Origin of the sequence: Streptomyces sp. NPDC018964 (genome assembly GCF_044390325.1) — a bacterium.
GTDB lineage: Bacteria > Actinomycetota > Actinomycetes > Streptomycetales > Streptomycetaceae > Streptomyces.
Genome location: NZ_JBIRYZ010000017.1, coordinates 74,953 through 90,244, shown reverse-complemented (window position 1 = coordinate 90,244; position 15,292 = coordinate 74,953). Strand labels below are relative to the sequence as shown.

Genomic DNA, 15,292 nt, shown 5'->3' with positions numbered 1-15,292 from the left:
CGTCAGGCCCTGGCCAGAGCGAGGACGACGTTGTGCCCGCCGAAGCCGAAGGAGTGACTGACGGCGAACCGGACGTCCTGCTGGCGGGGCTCCTCGGTCACGCAGTCGAGGCCGAACCCCGGCGCCGGGCGTCCAGGTTCGCGACCGGCGGCACCGTGCCGTGCTGAAGGGTGAGCACGGTCAGCGCCGCCTCGACGGCGCCCGCCGCGCCCAGGCTGTGGCCGAGCACGCCCTTGGGCGCGGTGACGCAGGGGCGGTGCGGCAGCACCCGGGCGATCAGGGCCGCCTCGGCGGCGTCACCCAGCGGAGTGGAGGTGCCGTGCGCGTTGACGTGGTCGACGTCGTGCGGGGTCAGGCCCGCGTCCGCCAGGGCGGTGCGCAGCGCCGCCTCCGCACCCCGGGCGTCCCGGGCGGGCGCGGTGGGGTGGTGGGCGTCCGAGGTGCTGCCGCAGCCCACCAGCAGGGCACGGACGCGCGCATCGCGGGCGGCCGCGTCCCCGGTCCGCTCCAGTACGACGACGCCCGCGCCTTCCGCCAGGACGAAGCCGTCACGGTCGGCGGCGAAGGGCCGGGACGCCCCGGCGGGCTCGCCGGTACGCCGGGACAGGGTGCCCGCACGCCGGAAACCGGCGGCCGTCAGCGGGGTGACGGCGGCCTCGGTGGCCCCGGCCACCGCGACATCGCACCGGCCGGAGACCAGGAGGTCGCGGGCGACGGCGACGGCGGTGGCACCCGAGGCGCAGGCGGTGGCGGGAGCGAGACCGGGCCCGCGGGCCCCGAGGTCGATGGAGACCTCCCCGGCCGCCATGTCCGGGATGATCTGGGGGACGGTGAGCGCGGAGACCATGTCGGCGCCCAGGTCCCGCAGCCGCCCGGCCTGTTCCTCGCGTTCCGCGCCCGCACCCATCCCGCAGCCGATGACGACGGCGACCCGTTCGCCGTCCCACCTCCGGGGATCGGGACCGGCGTCGCGCACCGCCTCACGGGCGGCGAGCACCGCCAGTACGGCGTTGCGGGACATGCGCCAGGCGGTGCGCCCGACGCGCCGGTCCAGGGCGTCGCGCGACAGGGGGACGCGGCAGGAGAAGTCCACCGGCAGCCCGGCCAGCGCCGGATCGCGGGACGCGGTGCCCACCCCGCGGCAGACCCCCTCCCAGGTGGCTCCGGCGTCCTCCCCGGCGGGCGTGACCAGGCCGAGACCGGTGACGGCGACGGGCTCGGTCACGACGGCGCCACCGTGCTCGTACCGTCCGCGAGCAGCGCGTCCAGGCGGTCGGCGAGCTGCGCGAGGGTCGTGCCGCGCGAGAGGTCCTCGGTGCCGATCCGCACCCCGAGGCGTTCGTGGAGGACGAGCACCAGCTCCGTCAGGGCCAGCGAGTCCAGGTCCAGTTGCCCCAGGGTGCGCTGGGGCCGGATCTCGTCCTCCGGGACCCGGAAGGCACTGGTCAGGACGGAACGGACGGCGGCGTAGGCGTCCGGCACGGGGTTTCCTCTCGGTCGTTCGGGGCGGACGGGGCGAGCCGGGTGAGCTCCGCGATGCCGGTGTCGAACGAGACCGGCGGCTCGAAGCCCAGGTCACGGCGGGCCGCGGTGAGGTCGAACCAGTGCGGATGCAGCAGTTCCGCGACCAGGAAGCGGCTCAGGGCGTGGGTACGGGGACTGCGGACCGCGCGCAGCAGCGCGTCACCGGCCGCGGCGCCGGCGGTGGCGAGCCGGGGCGGTACGGCGCACCAGCGGGCGTCGGTGCCGGCGGCCCGCAGGAAGTGCCGGGTGAGCTCGCGCAGGGGACGCGGGTCGTCCTGGCCGATGAAGTAGGCGCGGCCGCCCACCGCGTCCGGTGACCGCCGCAGCCGGTCCAGGGCGAGCAGATGGGCGTGGGCGGCGGTCCGGACGTGGGTGGTGTCGACGAGGTTGCCGCCGTCACCGGGCATCAGCAGCCGGCCGGCCCGTACGGCACGCGCGAGGGCGGGCGCGAAGTGGGGGTCGCCCGGCCCCCAGATGATGTGCGGGCGCAGCGAGACGGTGGCCAGCTCCGGGCCGTGCGCGGCCAGCACCAGGGCCTCGGCGCGGGCCTTGGTCGCGGGGTAGGCGGCCAGGTGGCGGGGGACGGGGGGAAGGCTCTCGGTGACGCCCTCCACACCGCCGGGCCGGAAGACGACACTGGCGGTCGAGGTGTGGAGGAGCGTGCGCACCTCGTGGACGCGGCACTGCCCGATCACCTGGCGGGTGCCGACGACATTGGTGGCCCAGTAGGGCCGCGGCGGGCCGCTGACACCGGCCAGGGCGGCGTTGTGGACGACGGCGTCGCACCCGGCGACGGCACGCGAGACGGCGTCGGCGTCGGCGAGGTCCCCCAGGTGCTGGTGGACGCCCAGCCGCTCCAGCGCGCCGCTGGGGCGGCGGCACAGGGAGGAGACGGTGTCGCCGCGCTCCTTCAGCCGCCGGCAGATCTCCAGGCCGAGGAAGCCGCTCCCGCCGGTGACCAGTACCTTCATCGGAGCCTCCCGCGCAGGCGCTTCGCGGCCCAGCAGGCCAGCCGCATACGGTCGATCTTGGAGTTGTGCCGGGGGTCGGTGGGAAAACCGGGACGGACCAGCAGGGCGCCCACGCGGTGCCCGTCCGGATGGTCCCTCAGGACGGCGCGTACGGCCGCCAGGGCGGCGGCACCCGAGGTGGACGGCAGGGGCTCCACGCACAGCACGGGCAGTTGGCACACGGCCGTGCCGACACCGACCAGGGCGGTGCGCCGGACGCCGGGGGCGGTGTCCGCCGCGGCCTCGACGTCCTCGGTGGTCAGGGTGAAGCCGGCGCCGGTGACCAGGTGGGCCTTGCGGCCGAGGAACCACAGCCGGCCCTCGTCGTCGAGTCGGCCGAGGTCCCCGGTGCGGTGCAGCACGCCGTGGTCGGTGGCGCTCTTGACGGCGGCGTCGGCGTCGGGGCGGGCGTGGTAGGCGGGGCTGACGGTGGGGCCGGTGACGGCGATCTCGCCGAGCCCGGTGGCGTCGGCGTCCAGGATCCGGGCGCGGATGCCGGGCAGCGGCCGGCCCAGACAGGTGCCGGTGTGCCCGGCGGGCGGCGCGGCGCGTGAGGCCCGTAGCTCGTGGTCGCCGATCGCGGAGACGGGCAGGCACTCCGTGGCCCCGTAGACGCTGAGGATCTCGGCGTCGTCCGGCACGGCCCCGCGCAGGGCGTCGGCGAGGCGGACGCGCAGCGGGGCGCCGAAGGACAGCACCTGCCGGACCGAGGGCAGGGTGATGCCGCGGCGGGCGCAGTGACGGGCGATCAGGGTGAGCACGGCGGGCGACGCCAGGACGATGCTCGCCCGGTGTTCCAGGATCGGCCCGATCAGTTCCTCCGGCGCTGTGCGGGCCGGGGCCAGGTGGTTCACCGCCGGGACGACGGTGGTCACGCCGAGCAGCGGACCGAGCAGCGCGGCCGGCAGGAACCCGGCGAGCAGTACGTCGCCGGGCCGGGGGCCCAGCAGCGTGGTCAGCGCGTCGAGCTGCCCGGCCAGGGTGGTGTGGCGGTACTCCGCGCCCTTGGGCCGTCCGGTGGAGCCGGACGTGAAGGCGATGAGGGCCGGCGCGTCGCCGTCGGGCTCCCGCACCGGCGGGACCGGGACGTCGCCGGCCGGTGCGCGGGTGATCAGCCGCCGTCCCAGGGGGAACGGCGCGGGACCGGTGACCAGGGGGATCCGTACATGGGGGCGGCCCCACCCCAGAACCCGGTGCCCGAGATGGGCCAGCGGCTCCCCGACGAAGACGTCCGGGGCGACGTCCCGCAGACAGCGGCCGACCTCGGCGCGCGGTTCGATCAGGACGGGGACGGCGCCGAGGAGGCCGAGGGCGTACGAGACGGCGGTGAGGTCGTGGGCGTCGCGGGTCATCACGACGGCCTTGTGACCGGGCCGCACGCCCGCCTCGCGCAGGGCCCGCGCGAGGAGGTGGCAGCGCCGCACCAGCTCGTCACGGCGGGTCGTCCGGGAGGTCCCCCTCCGGCATTCGACGAGGGCGACGGTGTCGGGCCCGTCGGTCAGGCGTGCGGCGATGCCGGGAACGGTGGCGGTCATGGTGCCCCCTGGAGGAAGTCACGGACGTGGTCGCCGAGTTCGGCGCCGGCGTCCTCCATCACGAAGTGCCCCGCGTCGGGGAAACGGTGGACGACGGCGTGCGGGTGGCGGCGGACCCACTCCTCCAGCAGCGCCGGGGTGAAGACGGGATCGCGCATGCCCCAGCCGATGAGCAGGGGCAGTTCCGACAGGCCGGCCCCGTCGCCGGGAGGTTCGAGCAGCCGCCACGCCGGGTCCGCCGGGCCGCGGGGGATCGCCCGGACGGCGTCGGTGAGCGCCCGGCGCTCCGCGCGGCGGGCGTGGGGCCGCAGGTAGGCCCGCCGTTCGGCCGTGAGCAGCGGACGGTGGACGCCGGCGCGCACGGCGACCCGGGCGAACGCGTTGGTGGCGTGGACGAGTTCGGCGACCGGCCGGTGGTCACGGATCCACCGCAGGGGGAGCGGCAGCCGGAAGCCGTCCGGGAAGGGGAAGGCCACGGTGTTGCAGCAGACCAGCCGGGCCACGACACCCGGGTTCCGCAGGGCCCAGGCGGCACCGAGCGGGCCGCCCCAGTCGTGCAGGACGAACGTCCAGCCCCGCTCGGGCAGCCCCTCGTCCCGCACCAGATGGCGGTAGAGGCCGTCCAGGCCCTCCAGTTGGGCCTCGTAGGGGTCCGGCACCCCGTCCGCCGGCCGCAGGTGCCGGGACAGCCCGAAGCCCGGCAGGTCCGGGGCCAGGCAGCGGGCGTGCGGGGCGAGCCGGTGCAGCAGCCCCCGCCAGACGTAGCTCCACGACGGGTTGCCGTGCAGGAACAGCACCGGCTGCCCGGAGCCGAGATCGAGGTAGTGCTGTCCGGTGACCGGCACGCGCCGCCAGTGCCGGGGCGCGGGGTAGCCCGGCATCAGCCGTTCCAGCGTGGCCGGATCCGGTACGGGGCCGAGGGCCGGGGTGTCCACGGCTCGGGCGGTCACCACCGTACGAGCGCCAGGCCGAAGCTGAAACCGCTGGCCAGGCCGATCATCGCCACCAGGTCCCCGCTCTCGATGCGGTCGGCCTCGCGCGCCTTGACCAGTTGCAGGGGGAGGGAGGCCGCCGCGCAGTTCCCGTGCTCGGCCACCGCGGGCAGGCAGCGGTCTTCGGGGAGGGAGAACCAGTCGATCACCTCGCGGTACTGCGGCATGGCGATCTGGTGGAAGGCGATGAAGGCGTAGGCGCCGGAGCGTGCCGCCTCGAGTCCCTCCCCGGCGGTGTCCAGGATCCGGGGGAGCACGTCGAGCGCGGCCCGGCGCAGGTCCCCGTTCAGCCGCAGGGTGGTGTGGTCGTCGTGGACGGAGAGGTGGTGCATGCTGCCCCCGCCGGACACCGTGCAGGCGTTCCAAGCCGCGGAGTTGCTGACGAACCGCTGGGCCAGGATGCCGGGATCGCCGTCACCCGCGGGACCGGCGGTGAGCACCATCGCGGCGCCGGCGTCGGAGGCGGTGTAGCCGGGCAGGGCCCTCAGCAGGTCCTCCCGGCTGGGGGCGTGCCAGCGGGTGGCCAGGGTGGAGGGTTCGCCGCAGGCGATGAGGACCGTGCGGCAGCGGCCGGTCTCGATGAACGACGCGGCCACCTCCATGGCGTTGAGGAAGCTGTTGCAGGCGTTCTTGACGTCGAACACCGGGCACGAGGCGCCCAGTTTGGCGGCCACGAGGTGGGACGTGGCGGGTTCGACCAGGTCCTGCGAGGTCGAGGCGAACAGCAGCAGACCGATGTCGCCGATCTTCAGCCCCGACTCGTCGAGCGCCGCGCGGGCGGCCGTCACGGCGAGGTCGGAGGCGTCCTCGCCGTCCTCGTGCACATGGACCCCGCGCACCCCGGTGAGGTCCTCCAGCAGACCGGGCGGCGGAGCGTAGCCACCCGTCTCGGTGATCTTGACGCGGATCTCGTCCAAGGTCCGGTAACGGGACGGAAGATGAGCGGAGACGGCGGCGATACGGGCACGGATGGCTTCGGGCACCGCGCCACCGTAGCCGCTGCATGACCGTCATGACGCATACGCGAGGATGTCCACCCCAACGAGTGATATGAGATGTATTTTCCCGCCCGTTGTCCCTTCGGTCCGCTTCAATCCGACACGAGGGTCGGCAAACGGCGTAAAGGGGCGGGGACTTGGCGATGCAGCAGTTCGAACGGGCCGTGGCGGTGGTGGGCGTGGGGTGCCGGCTCCCCGGAGGCGTCACCGACCTGGACGGCCTGTGGTCCGTGCTGCGCGACGGGCGGGACGTCGTCGGCGAGATGCCCGCCGACCGGCTGCCCCGCGACCGTACGGTCGACCCGGGCACCGTGCGCCCCGGCCGCAGCTACACCGCCGCCGGCGGCTTCCTCGACGACGTCGCCTCGTTCGACGCCGCCTACTTCGGCATGTCCCCCGCGGAGGCCCGGCACATCGACCCGCAGCAGCGGCTGCTGCTGGAGATGACCGCCGAGGCACTGGACGACGCCGCCGTCCCCGCCGCGTCGCTGGCGGGCTCGGACACCTGTGTGTACGTGGGCGTCTCGGACCCCGGCTACGGCGTCAACCTGTCGATGATGCAGGACCACACCAGCCCGCACACCATGCCCGGCGCCACCCTGTCCATCACGGCGAACCGGATGTCGTACGCCTTCGACCTGCGCGGGCCGAGCATGGCCGTCGACACGGCCTGCTCCTCCGCCCTGGTCGCCCTGGACCGGGCCTGCCGCACCCTGCGCGAGGGCACCGGCCGCGTCGCCCTGGCCGGCGGCGTCAACGTGCTGTCGAACCCCTACTCCTTCGCCGGGTTCTCCTACGCGAACATGCTGTCCCGGCGCGGGCGCTGCGCGGCGTTCTCCGCCGACGCCGACGGGTTCGTCCGCGCGGAGGGCGGCGCGGTGCTCGTCCTCAAACGCCTCGCGGACGCGGTGGCGGACGGCGACCGCGTCCACGCCGTACTGGCCGCCACCGGCAACAACACCGACGGCCGCAGCACCGGCATGATCGTCCCCAGCGCCGAGACGCAGGAGGCGCTGCTCCACGCGGTCTACGCGGAGGCCGGCATCGACGCCGACGACGTCGTCTACGTCGAGGCCCACGGCACCGGCACCCAGATCGGGGACCCGGCGGAGGCCGAGGCCATCGGCCGGGCCCTGGGCCGGGGCCGGCGCGGCGGCCCGCTGCCGATCGGCTCGGTGAAGTCGAACCTCGGCCACCTGGAACCCGCCTCCGGCATGGCCGGCCTGCTCAAGGCGATCCTGGTGCTGCGCCACCGGCTGGTGCCGGCGTCCCTGCACGCCCTCCCCCTCAACCCCCGCATCGACTTCGACGGCCTGGGACTGGCCCCCGCCGTCGAACCCGTCCCGCTGGAGGTGGGGGAGCGGTCCGCCGTGGGAGTGAGCGCCTTCGGCTTCGGCGGCGCCAACGCCCACGTCGTCGTCACCCCGCCACCCGCCGCCCACGGGAGCGAGCCGAGTCCGGTGCCGGACGGGCGCCCGCTGCCGCTGGTCGTCTCCGCGCGGTCCCCCAAGGCGCTGAAGCGGATGACCGCCCGCATGGCGGAGCGGCTGCGGGACGCGGAACCCGGCGAGTTCTACGACCTGGCCCACACCAGCACTGTACGGCGCACCGCGCACCCGCACCGCGCCGCCGTCCTGGCCACCGGCCCGGAGGACGCCGCCCGGGAACTGGACCGGCTGACGGCCGCGGAACCCGCCCACGGGGCCGTCGTCCGCACGGGCGAACGGGACGGGACCGCGTTCGTGTACTCCGGCAACGCCTCCCAGTGGCCGGGCATGGCCGCCGACCTCCTGGAGCGCGAACCGGCCTTCCGCCGGGCCGTCGAGGAGGCCGACGCGGCCCTGACACCCCACCTCGGCTGGTCGGTGGCCAAGGAACTCGCCCACCCCTCCCCCCGGAAGTGGCAGCGTACGGAGGTGGCCCAGCCGGCCCTGTTCGCCGTCCAGGTGGGCCTGACCGGGCTGCTCGCCTCGCACGGCGTGCACCCGCGGGCCGTGGCCGGACACAGCGTCGGCGAGGTCGCCGCCGCCCACGCCGCCGGGGCCCTCACCCTCGAACAGGCGGCCCTGGTGATCGCCGCACGCAGCCGCACCCAGGGTGCCACGGCCGGCCGGGGCCGCATGGCCGCCGTCGGCCTGCCCGAAGCGCGGGCGCGTGAGGAACTCCTCGGCCACGAGGGCAGGTTGGAGATCGCGGGCATCAACAGCGAGAGCGACGTGACCGTCGCCGGGGACGCCGACGCACTCGCCGCCTGGGGCGCCGAACTGACCGGCCGCGGCGTCTTCTTCCGCGAACTCGACCTGGACTACGCCTTCCACAGCCGGGCCATGGACCCCATCAGGGAACCGCTGCTCGACGCCCTCGACGGACTCCGGCCCGACCCCGCCCGGATCCCGTTCGTCTCCACCGTCACCGGCACCGAGCTGAACGGACCGGAACTCGACGCCACGTACTGGTGGCGCAACATCCGCGAACCCGTCCGGTTCGCCGAGGCGGCCGCCCTGCTCGCCACCGGACACGCGGGCATCCTGACCGAGATCGGCCCGCACCCGGTCCTGCGCCCCTACCTGCGCCGCACCGGAGCCACCTGCGTCGCCACCCTGCACCGCGGCGGCGACGGACCCCGCGAGACCGCGGCGGCCGTCGCCGCCGTGCTCGCCGCCGACACCGCCACCGACTGGCGCCACCATTTCCCCCGGCCGGGCCGGGTCGTCGACCTGCCCGCCTACGCCTGGCAGCACGAGAGGTACTGGCACGGCACCGCGCAGGACCGGGTCGCCGGCACCAGCGGCAGCGGTCTGCTGGACCATCCGCTGGTGGGCGAGCGGATGCCCGCCCCGCACCCCGTGTGGCACGGCACCGTCGAACCGCAACTCGTGCCCTGGCTGGGCGACCACCGGATCGGGGACGACGTCCTCATGCCGGCCGCCGCCTACGTGGAGATGGCCCTGAGCGCCGGCCGCCGGGCCCTGGACCGCCCGGTCGAGGTACGGCACCTGGAGATCGGCCGCCCGCTGTCCGTACCGTGGCCGGACCCGACCCCGGTCGCCCTGCAGACCGCGGTCACCCCCGACGACGGCGCCGTGACCATCAGCGTCCGCGAGGAACACCGAGGGGAGTGCCACCCCGTCGTACGCGCCCAGGTCCGTACCCTGCTCGGCACGGCACCGGCCCCGCTCGACCTCGCCGCGCTCCGGGCCCGCTGCGACCGGAGCGTCGACGGCCCCGACTTCTACCGGACGTGCCACGGCATCGGCCTGAACTGCGGGCCGGACTTCCAGCTCATCAACCGGGTCGACGTCGGCGACGAAGAGGCACTCGTCACCTACCGGCTGACGCACACCGCCGACGCCTACACCGCCCACCCGGTCCTGATCGACGCACCGCTGCAGGCCACCGTGGCCCTCGCCGGGGAGGACACGGAATCCGCCGCGTTCCTGCCGACCGTGTTCGGATCCGTACGCGTGTGGCGCACCCCCGCGCCCACCGGCATCGTCCACCTGCGCCGGCGCAGCCGTAGCGCCCACGAGATGTGCTGGGACATCACCTACGCCGACGCCGACGGCACGGTCACCGCCGAGATCGACGGCTGCCGCACCCGCCGCGGCCACCTGACCGGGCACACCCCGCTGACCGTCCAGCGCACCGTGCTCCGGGCCGCCCCCCACCCGGGAACCCCCGCCCCGCCCTCCCCGCTCCCCGCACCCGCCGAGATCCTCCGCGCGGCCGGACCACGTATCACCGCCGCCCGCGCCGCCCTGGACGACAGCGGCCACCACCGGTTCACCGCCGACGCCGAACAGGCCGGCGCCCACCGCTGGGCCGAGACGCTGCACGGCCTCCTCGCCGACCCCACGGCACCCTTCTCCATGGGCGACCTGATGGCCGGAGGACTGCAACCCCGGCACCGGCGTGCGGTACGGCTGATGCTGCCCCTGCTGGCCGAGCACGGCCTCGTCCGGACAACAGGGCAGACCTGGCAGCTGACCGGCGCGCGGACCCGCGCCGAGGCGCTGCTGCGCGGCCTGGTCGAGGACCACCCCCGGTTCGGCGCCGAGACGCTGCTCCTCAACCGGCAACTGCGCCGGCTGCCCGACGTGGTGCGGGGACGCGTCGACGCACGCGACCTCCTGCCGGCGGGGGACAGCGCGTACGAGCAACTCCACGAGACCGGCCCCGCCCACCGCTTCGCCCACCACGCCGTGCGGGCACTGCTCGGCGACATCGTCGCCCGCTGGCCCGCCGACCGTCCGCTGCGCGTCCTGGAAGTCGGCGCGGCCACCACCGCCCTGACCGCCGCGGCCCTGCCCGTACTGCCGGCCGACCGGACCCGCTACACCTGCGCCGCCCCCACCGGCAGCGGCCTCACCCGCGCCGAACACCGCTTCGCCGCCTACGACTTCGTCGACCACCGCACCCTGGACCCGGACGCCGACCTGATCGCCCAGGGCCTGCCCCGGTCCGGTTTCGACCTCGTCCTCGCGGGCGACGCCCTGCACGCCACCACCGACCTGGCCGCGACCCTGCGCCGGCTGCACACGGTGCTGGCCCCCGGCGGACACCTGCTGGCCACCGAACCGCACCACGCCCGGCTCCAGGCCCTGCTCTCCGGCACGCTGGACGACTTCTGGGAGCGCGGCGACCACACCCTGCGCCCGGCGTCCCGCATCCTCTCCCGCGACCAGTGGGCCCCGCTGCTGCGGCGGTGCGGCTTCTCCGGTGTGGCCCAGACCGGGCCCGCGGACCGCTCCGTCCTCCTCGCGGCGGCGGACCACGACGACACTCCGGGCCATGACGGCGGTACGGGCCACCACGGTGGTACGGGCCATGACCGCGACCACGGCCCGGACACCGAGCAACCGCCGATGGCCCCCGGCGCCGCCTGGACGATCGCCGTCGAGGACGACACCGAGACGGCGACCGCGCGGGCACTGGCCGCCCTCCTCGGGAAGGCCACCGTCGTCGTCGCGCCCGACCGGGCCGCCGCCTGGCGCGACGCCCTGCCCACGGGCCCCGATCCGCGCGTCGTCCTGCTGCTCGCCGAACCGGGCCCGCACGACACCGTCGTCGCACGGACCACCCGCCGGGCGGCCCTCCTGCGCTCCCTGGCCACCGCCTGTGACAGCCCGAAGGGCACCACCGGCACCACCGCCGTCCCCCGCGTATGGCTCGTCACCCGCCCGACCGGCCTCTTCCCGGCCCCGGAGCAGCCCTCCCACCCCGGTGACGCGGCCGTCTGGGCGGCCTGCCGCACCCTCGCCAACGAGCGCCCCGACCTCTCCCCGCGGCGCCTCTCCTGCCACCGCACCGGTGACCCCCACACCGACGCCCGCCGCCTGGCCGGCGAACTCCTCGCCCCCGGCGACGGCGACCCGGACACCCAGGAGGACGAGATCGTCCTGACCGCCCGGGGCCGGTTCGTCCCCCGGCAGGTCCAGCACCCGGCGGACGAACCCCCCGGCGTCCCCGCCGGCACGCCGTACATCCTGGAAGCCCGCGATCCGGGCCTGCGCCGGCGGCTGATCTGGCGCCGGACGGACCTCCCCGCACCCGGACCGGGCGAGGTGGCCCTGGAGATGCGGGCCGTGGCCCTCAACTACCGCGACCCCATGAGGGCCAACGGCCTGCTGCCGCCCGAGGCGGTGGAGAACAGCCCGATCGGCCGCGGACTGGGCACCGACGGCGCCGGCGTCGTACGCGCCGTGGGGGAGGGCGTACGGGACCTGAAGCCCGGCGACCGGGTCTGCGGCCTCGTGCCCGCCGCCCTCGCCTCCCACGCGACGACCCCCGCCTCCGCCGTCATCCGCATCCCCGACGGGCTGGGCTTCACGGAGGCGGCGACCTTCCCCGTCGCCTTCCTGACCGTCCACCAGACCCTCGTCAACCAGGCCCGCCTCGGCCCCGGGGAGACCGTGCTCGTCCACGGCGGAGCCGGGGCGGTGGGCCTGGCCGTCCTGCAGTGCGCCCGCCGTCAGGGCGCCCGCGTCATCGCCACCGCCGGCACGGAGACCAAACGGGACCTGCTGCGCACGCTCGGCGCCGAGCACGTACTCGACTCACGCAGCCTGGACTTCGTCCCCCGCGTACGGGAACTGACCGGCGGCCGGGGCGTGGACGTCGTGGTGAACTCCCTCAGCGGCGAGGCCATCGCCCACGGCCTCGGCCTCCTGCGGCCCAACGGCCGCTTCATCGAGCTGGGCAAGAAGGACATCTTCCTCAACAACCCGATCACACTGCGCCCCTTCGACCGCAGCCTCACCTTCATCGGCTTCAACCTCGACGCCGTCATCGACGACCCGGAACTCGGCGCCCTGCTCCTCACGGACTTCGAGGCGGAGGCCGCCTCCGGCACCTACCGCCCCCTGCCCCACACGGTCCACCCCGCCGCACGGGTCGAGGAGGCCTTCCACCTCCTGCAGCACTCCCGGCACACCGGCAAGGTCGTCGTCACCTTCGACCCCCTCGACGAACCCGTCCCCGTGGAACCCGCCCCCGGCACCCTCCGCCTCGACGGCGAGGGCACCTACCTGATCACCGGCGGACTGAGCGGGCTCGGCGCCGCCACCGCCCGCCTGCTGGCCGACCGCGGAGCCCGCCACCTGGCCCTGCTCTCCCGCAGCGGCCCCGACGCCCCCGACGCGCCCGCCCTGCTGAGGGAACTCACCGACCGCGGCGTGCACGCCACCGCCCACGCCGCCGACGTCACCGACGAAACCGCGCTGCGCCGGGTCCTCGACGCCGTCGACGCCACCGGACACCCCCTGCGCGGCGTCGTCCACGCGGCGATGCACATGGACGACGCGGTGCTGGCCGACCTCACCGACGACCGGTTCGCCGCCGTCCTGGCGCCCAAGGCGGGCGGCGCGGCCCTCCTGGACCGCCTCACCGCCGACCGCGACCTGGACCTGTTCCTCACCTGCTCCTCCGTCTCCGCCGCCATCGGCAACCCGGGCCAGGCCGCCTACGCGGCGGCCAACGCCTACCTGGAAGCCCTCGTACGGGCCCGGCGCGACGCAGGCCGGCCGGGTACGGCACTGGCCTGGGGGCCGATCGGCGGGACCGGCTACGTCGCCCGCAGCGGCATGGGCCCCGCCATGACCGGACGCGGCCTCGAACTGCTCACCCCCGCCGAGGTCCTCGCCACCACCGACCGCCTCCTGGCCGCCGGCACCGACGTCGCCGGGGCGGGCCGCTACCGCTGGGGAGCCGCACGCCACCTGCTGCCCGCCCTGGCCACCCCCCGGTTCGCCCCGCTGGCCCCGTCCTCCGCCACGGCCTCCCCGGACGCCCGCGACGAACTCCTGAGCACACTGGCGGACCTCCCGGCGGACGAGGCGATCGGCAGGATCACCGAGACGATCACCCAGCTCCTCGCGGACGTCCTGCAGACCGACCCGGCCGACCTGGACCCCACGCGCAACGTCACCGACTTCGGACTGGACTCGCTGCTGGGCATGCAGTTCCTGCTCCAGACGAGGGACCTGTTCGGCATCCGCCTCGGCCCGGCCGACCTGGCCACCGGACGCACCCTGGCCCACTTCGCCCGACTGATCCACCAGCGCCTGGACCTGAACGCCGACACGTAGCGGGCGCCGGACGTCGCCGGTCTCAGCGGGGCACCGACCGCGGACCGGCGACCTCCGCGCCCACGGCGGTCACCCTGCGGCGCAGCTCGCGGTCGGCCGTGACGACCAGGACGGGGCGGTCCCCCGCCCCGTCCACCAGGGCGACCATGTGATCGTCACCGCTGCCCGGAGCGGACTCCACACGCACCCCCGGCACCGACTCCACCCCGCGCGCCGCACCCTCGACCACCAGCACGATCTCCACCGGCCCCGGACGGCCGGGCACCCCGTCCGCGGCCAGCCGGTCGCGCAACCGCTCCGCGGCTCCCCGCCGGTCCCGCCACCACCCGTCGGGCACCGACCCGACGACGTTCGCGGCGTCGACGATCACGAGCAGGGCAGCGGTGTCATCCATGACGTCAGGGTCCCACGCGAGCCCCACCCGCCCCGCCGCACGCGGCATCCGGCGGCCGACGACGACGAGGCGGACATGTGCCAAGGCGCGGGCCCGCTCCTCCCCATGAACTGGTTTGCGTAAGGTGAACCGGTGAACGGCGACTGGCTCCTCCGCGGCCGCGACGGCCGCCTCACCGTCTACCTGCCGTCGGACGACGCCGTCCTGTGCCGCGCGGAACTCGTCCCAGGCGGTCCCTGGGAGACACCCCGCAGGGTCGGCGGCGACCAGAGACTCCACCCGGGCCCGGCCGTCGGGCAGGGCGCCGACGGCTACGCCCACCTGGTCGCCTGGCGGCCCACCGGGTCCGACGGGTCGGTCCTGGTGCACTCCACCCACTTCCGCCCCCGCCTCGCCCCGCTGGACTGGACCCCCGTCGGCCACCCCGGCAAGAAGGGCGACCGCACCGGCACCCCGGCCGTCGCCGTCGACGACCGGGGCCGCGCGCACGTCTTCGTCCGCGACAAGGGCGGCGGGGTGAGCCTGCTCGCGCAGAAGGAGAAGGGCGGCTGGAACCCGTGGCAGGACCTCGGGGGAGAGGGCGTCCAGGACCGGCTCGCGGCCGTGACCGGGGAGTCGGGCCTGGTCGAGCTGTACGCGGCCGTCCCGGGCGGGATCGCGCACTGGCGCCAGGAGGAGCCCGGCAAGCAGCCCGTACGGACGGGGGACACCGGCGCCTTCGCACGCCCGGGCACCCTCTACGCGCTGGCCACTTCCGCGGAACGCACCACCCTCTACTTCACCGACGGACGCGGGGAGTTGTGCGCCTGGCGTCCCGGTGCCGATCCGGTGCCCCTGCTCCCCGCGGCCGGCCCCGGTCCGGTCTCCGCCGTGCGCTGCGATGTCGAGGGCCACGACTGCACGGTGCTCGCCCAGCGCTCCGCGAGCGGCCGCGTGGCGTTCGCCGCGTACCCCTCGGAACGGGAGGAACTGGGCGCGGCCTGGACCGAGTCGGGCCCCGCCCTGCCGCCCGACGCGACCGTCTCCCTGACCCTGGGGGCCGACGGCCGCCTGGTGGCGGCGACCCTGTCCCCGTCGAGCGGTCGGCTGCTGCTGAGCCGGCGCAAGGACGAGGCGGGGCTGGCGCTGGGAGCGTGGGAGGCGGTCTGAGACGGCGGCGAGTGCGCGGACACGCGCGAGCGGGGCACTACGCGCCCGGTCGGTTACCGCACACTCTCCATGCTTCGTTCACTACATGGTCATCTTATGATAAA

General features: G+C 75.5%; 8 protein-coding genes and 1 pseudogene. 2 read left to right on the top strand and 7 right to left on the bottom strand.

The window, feature by feature from the left end:
* Positions 1-2: 2 nt before the first annotated feature.
* The 6 genes and pseudogenes from ACH5AO_RS25725 to ACH5AO_RS25700 all read right to left on the bottom strand — a co-directional run bounded on the left by ACH5AO_RS25725 (position 3) and on the right by ACH5AO_RS25700 (position 6,044).
* Positions 3-1,225, bottom strand: a pseudogene (locus ACH5AO_RS25725) (beta-ketoacyl-[acyl-carrier-protein] synthase family protein).
* Complete coding sequence (locus tag ACH5AO_RS25720; protein ID WP_398928487.1) at positions 1,222-1,482, bottom strand: acyl carrier protein; 261 nt, start codon at positions 1,480-1,482, stop codon at positions 1,222-1,224. The pseudogene ACH5AO_RS25725 and the gene ACH5AO_RS25720 overlap by 4 nt, the downstream one beginning before the upstream one ends.
* The gene (locus tag ACH5AO_RS25715; protein WP_398928485.1) at positions 1,446-2,495 is read right to left on the bottom strand and encodes an NAD-dependent epimerase/dehydratase family protein; all 1,050 of its coding nucleotides are present in this window, start codon (positions 2,493-2,495) and stop codon (positions 1,446-1,448) included. Before ACH5AO_RS25715 ends, ACH5AO_RS25720 begins: the two co-directional genes overlap by 37 nt.
* Positions 2,492-4,069, bottom strand: a complete 1,578-nt coding sequence (locus tag ACH5AO_RS25710; protein WP_398928482.1) for an AMP-binding protein — start codon at positions 4,067-4,069, stop codon at positions 2,492-2,494. Before ACH5AO_RS25710 ends, ACH5AO_RS25715 begins: the two co-directional genes overlap by 4 nt.
* A complete protein-coding gene (locus tag ACH5AO_RS25705; protein ID WP_398928480.1) occupies positions 4,066-5,019 on the bottom strand; it encodes an alpha/beta fold hydrolase in 954 nt (317 codons plus the stop codon). Before ACH5AO_RS25705 ends, ACH5AO_RS25710 begins: the two co-directional genes overlap by 4 nt.
* A complete protein-coding gene (locus ACH5AO_RS25700) occupies positions 5,016-6,044 on the bottom strand; it encodes a 3-oxoacyl-ACP synthase III family protein (RefSeq protein WP_398928478.1) in 1,029 nt (342 codons plus the stop codon). Before ACH5AO_RS25700 ends, ACH5AO_RS25705 begins: the two co-directional genes overlap by 4 nt.
* Before the next feature lie 158 nt (positions 6,045-6,202).
* On the opposite strand from ACH5AO_RS25700, the gene ACH5AO_RS25695 reads away from it, so the two are divergent.
* Positions 6,203-13,645, top strand: coding sequence for an SDR family NAD(P)-dependent oxidoreductase (locus ACH5AO_RS25695; RefSeq protein ID WP_398928475.1), 7,443 nt, complete (start codon positions 6,203-6,205; stop codon positions 13,643-13,645).
* 22 nt (positions 13,646-13,667) lie between these two features.
* On the opposite strand, the gene ACH5AO_RS25690 is transcribed toward ACH5AO_RS25695, so the two are convergent.
* Positions 13,668-14,039 carry an NTP pyrophosphohydrolase gene (locus tag ACH5AO_RS25690; RefSeq protein WP_398928474.1) on the bottom strand — a complete coding sequence of 124 codons (372 nt, stop codon included), beginning with the start codon at positions 14,037-14,039 and terminating at the stop codon, positions 13,668-13,670.
* Positions 14,040-14,171: 132 nt separating this feature from the next.
* On the opposite strand from ACH5AO_RS25690, the gene ACH5AO_RS25685 reads away from it, so the two are divergent.
* The gene (locus ACH5AO_RS25685) at positions 14,172-15,188 is read left to right on the top strand and encodes a hypothetical protein (protein ID WP_398928472.1); all 1,017 of its coding nucleotides are present in this window, start codon (positions 14,172-14,174) and stop codon (positions 15,186-15,188) included.
* Positions 15,189-15,292: the final 104 nt, after the last annotated feature.

Coding starts and splice junctions, on each gene's coding strand:
- ACH5AO_RS25715 (WP_398928485.1), bottom strand. CDS start 2,495: ATGAAGGTACTGGTCACCGGCGGGAGCGGCTTCCTCGGCCTGGAGATC.
- ACH5AO_RS25710 (WP_398928482.1), bottom strand. CDS start 4,069: ATGACCGCCACCGTTCCCGGCATCGCCGCACGCCTGACCGACGGGCCC.
- ACH5AO_RS25695 (WP_398928475.1), top strand. CDS start 6,203: ATGCAGCAGTTCGAACGGGCCGTGGCGGTGGTGGGCGTGGGGTGCCGG.
- ACH5AO_RS25690 (WP_398928474.1), bottom strand. CDS start 14,039: ATGGATGACACCGCTGCCCTGCTCGTGATCGTCGACGCCGCGAACGTC.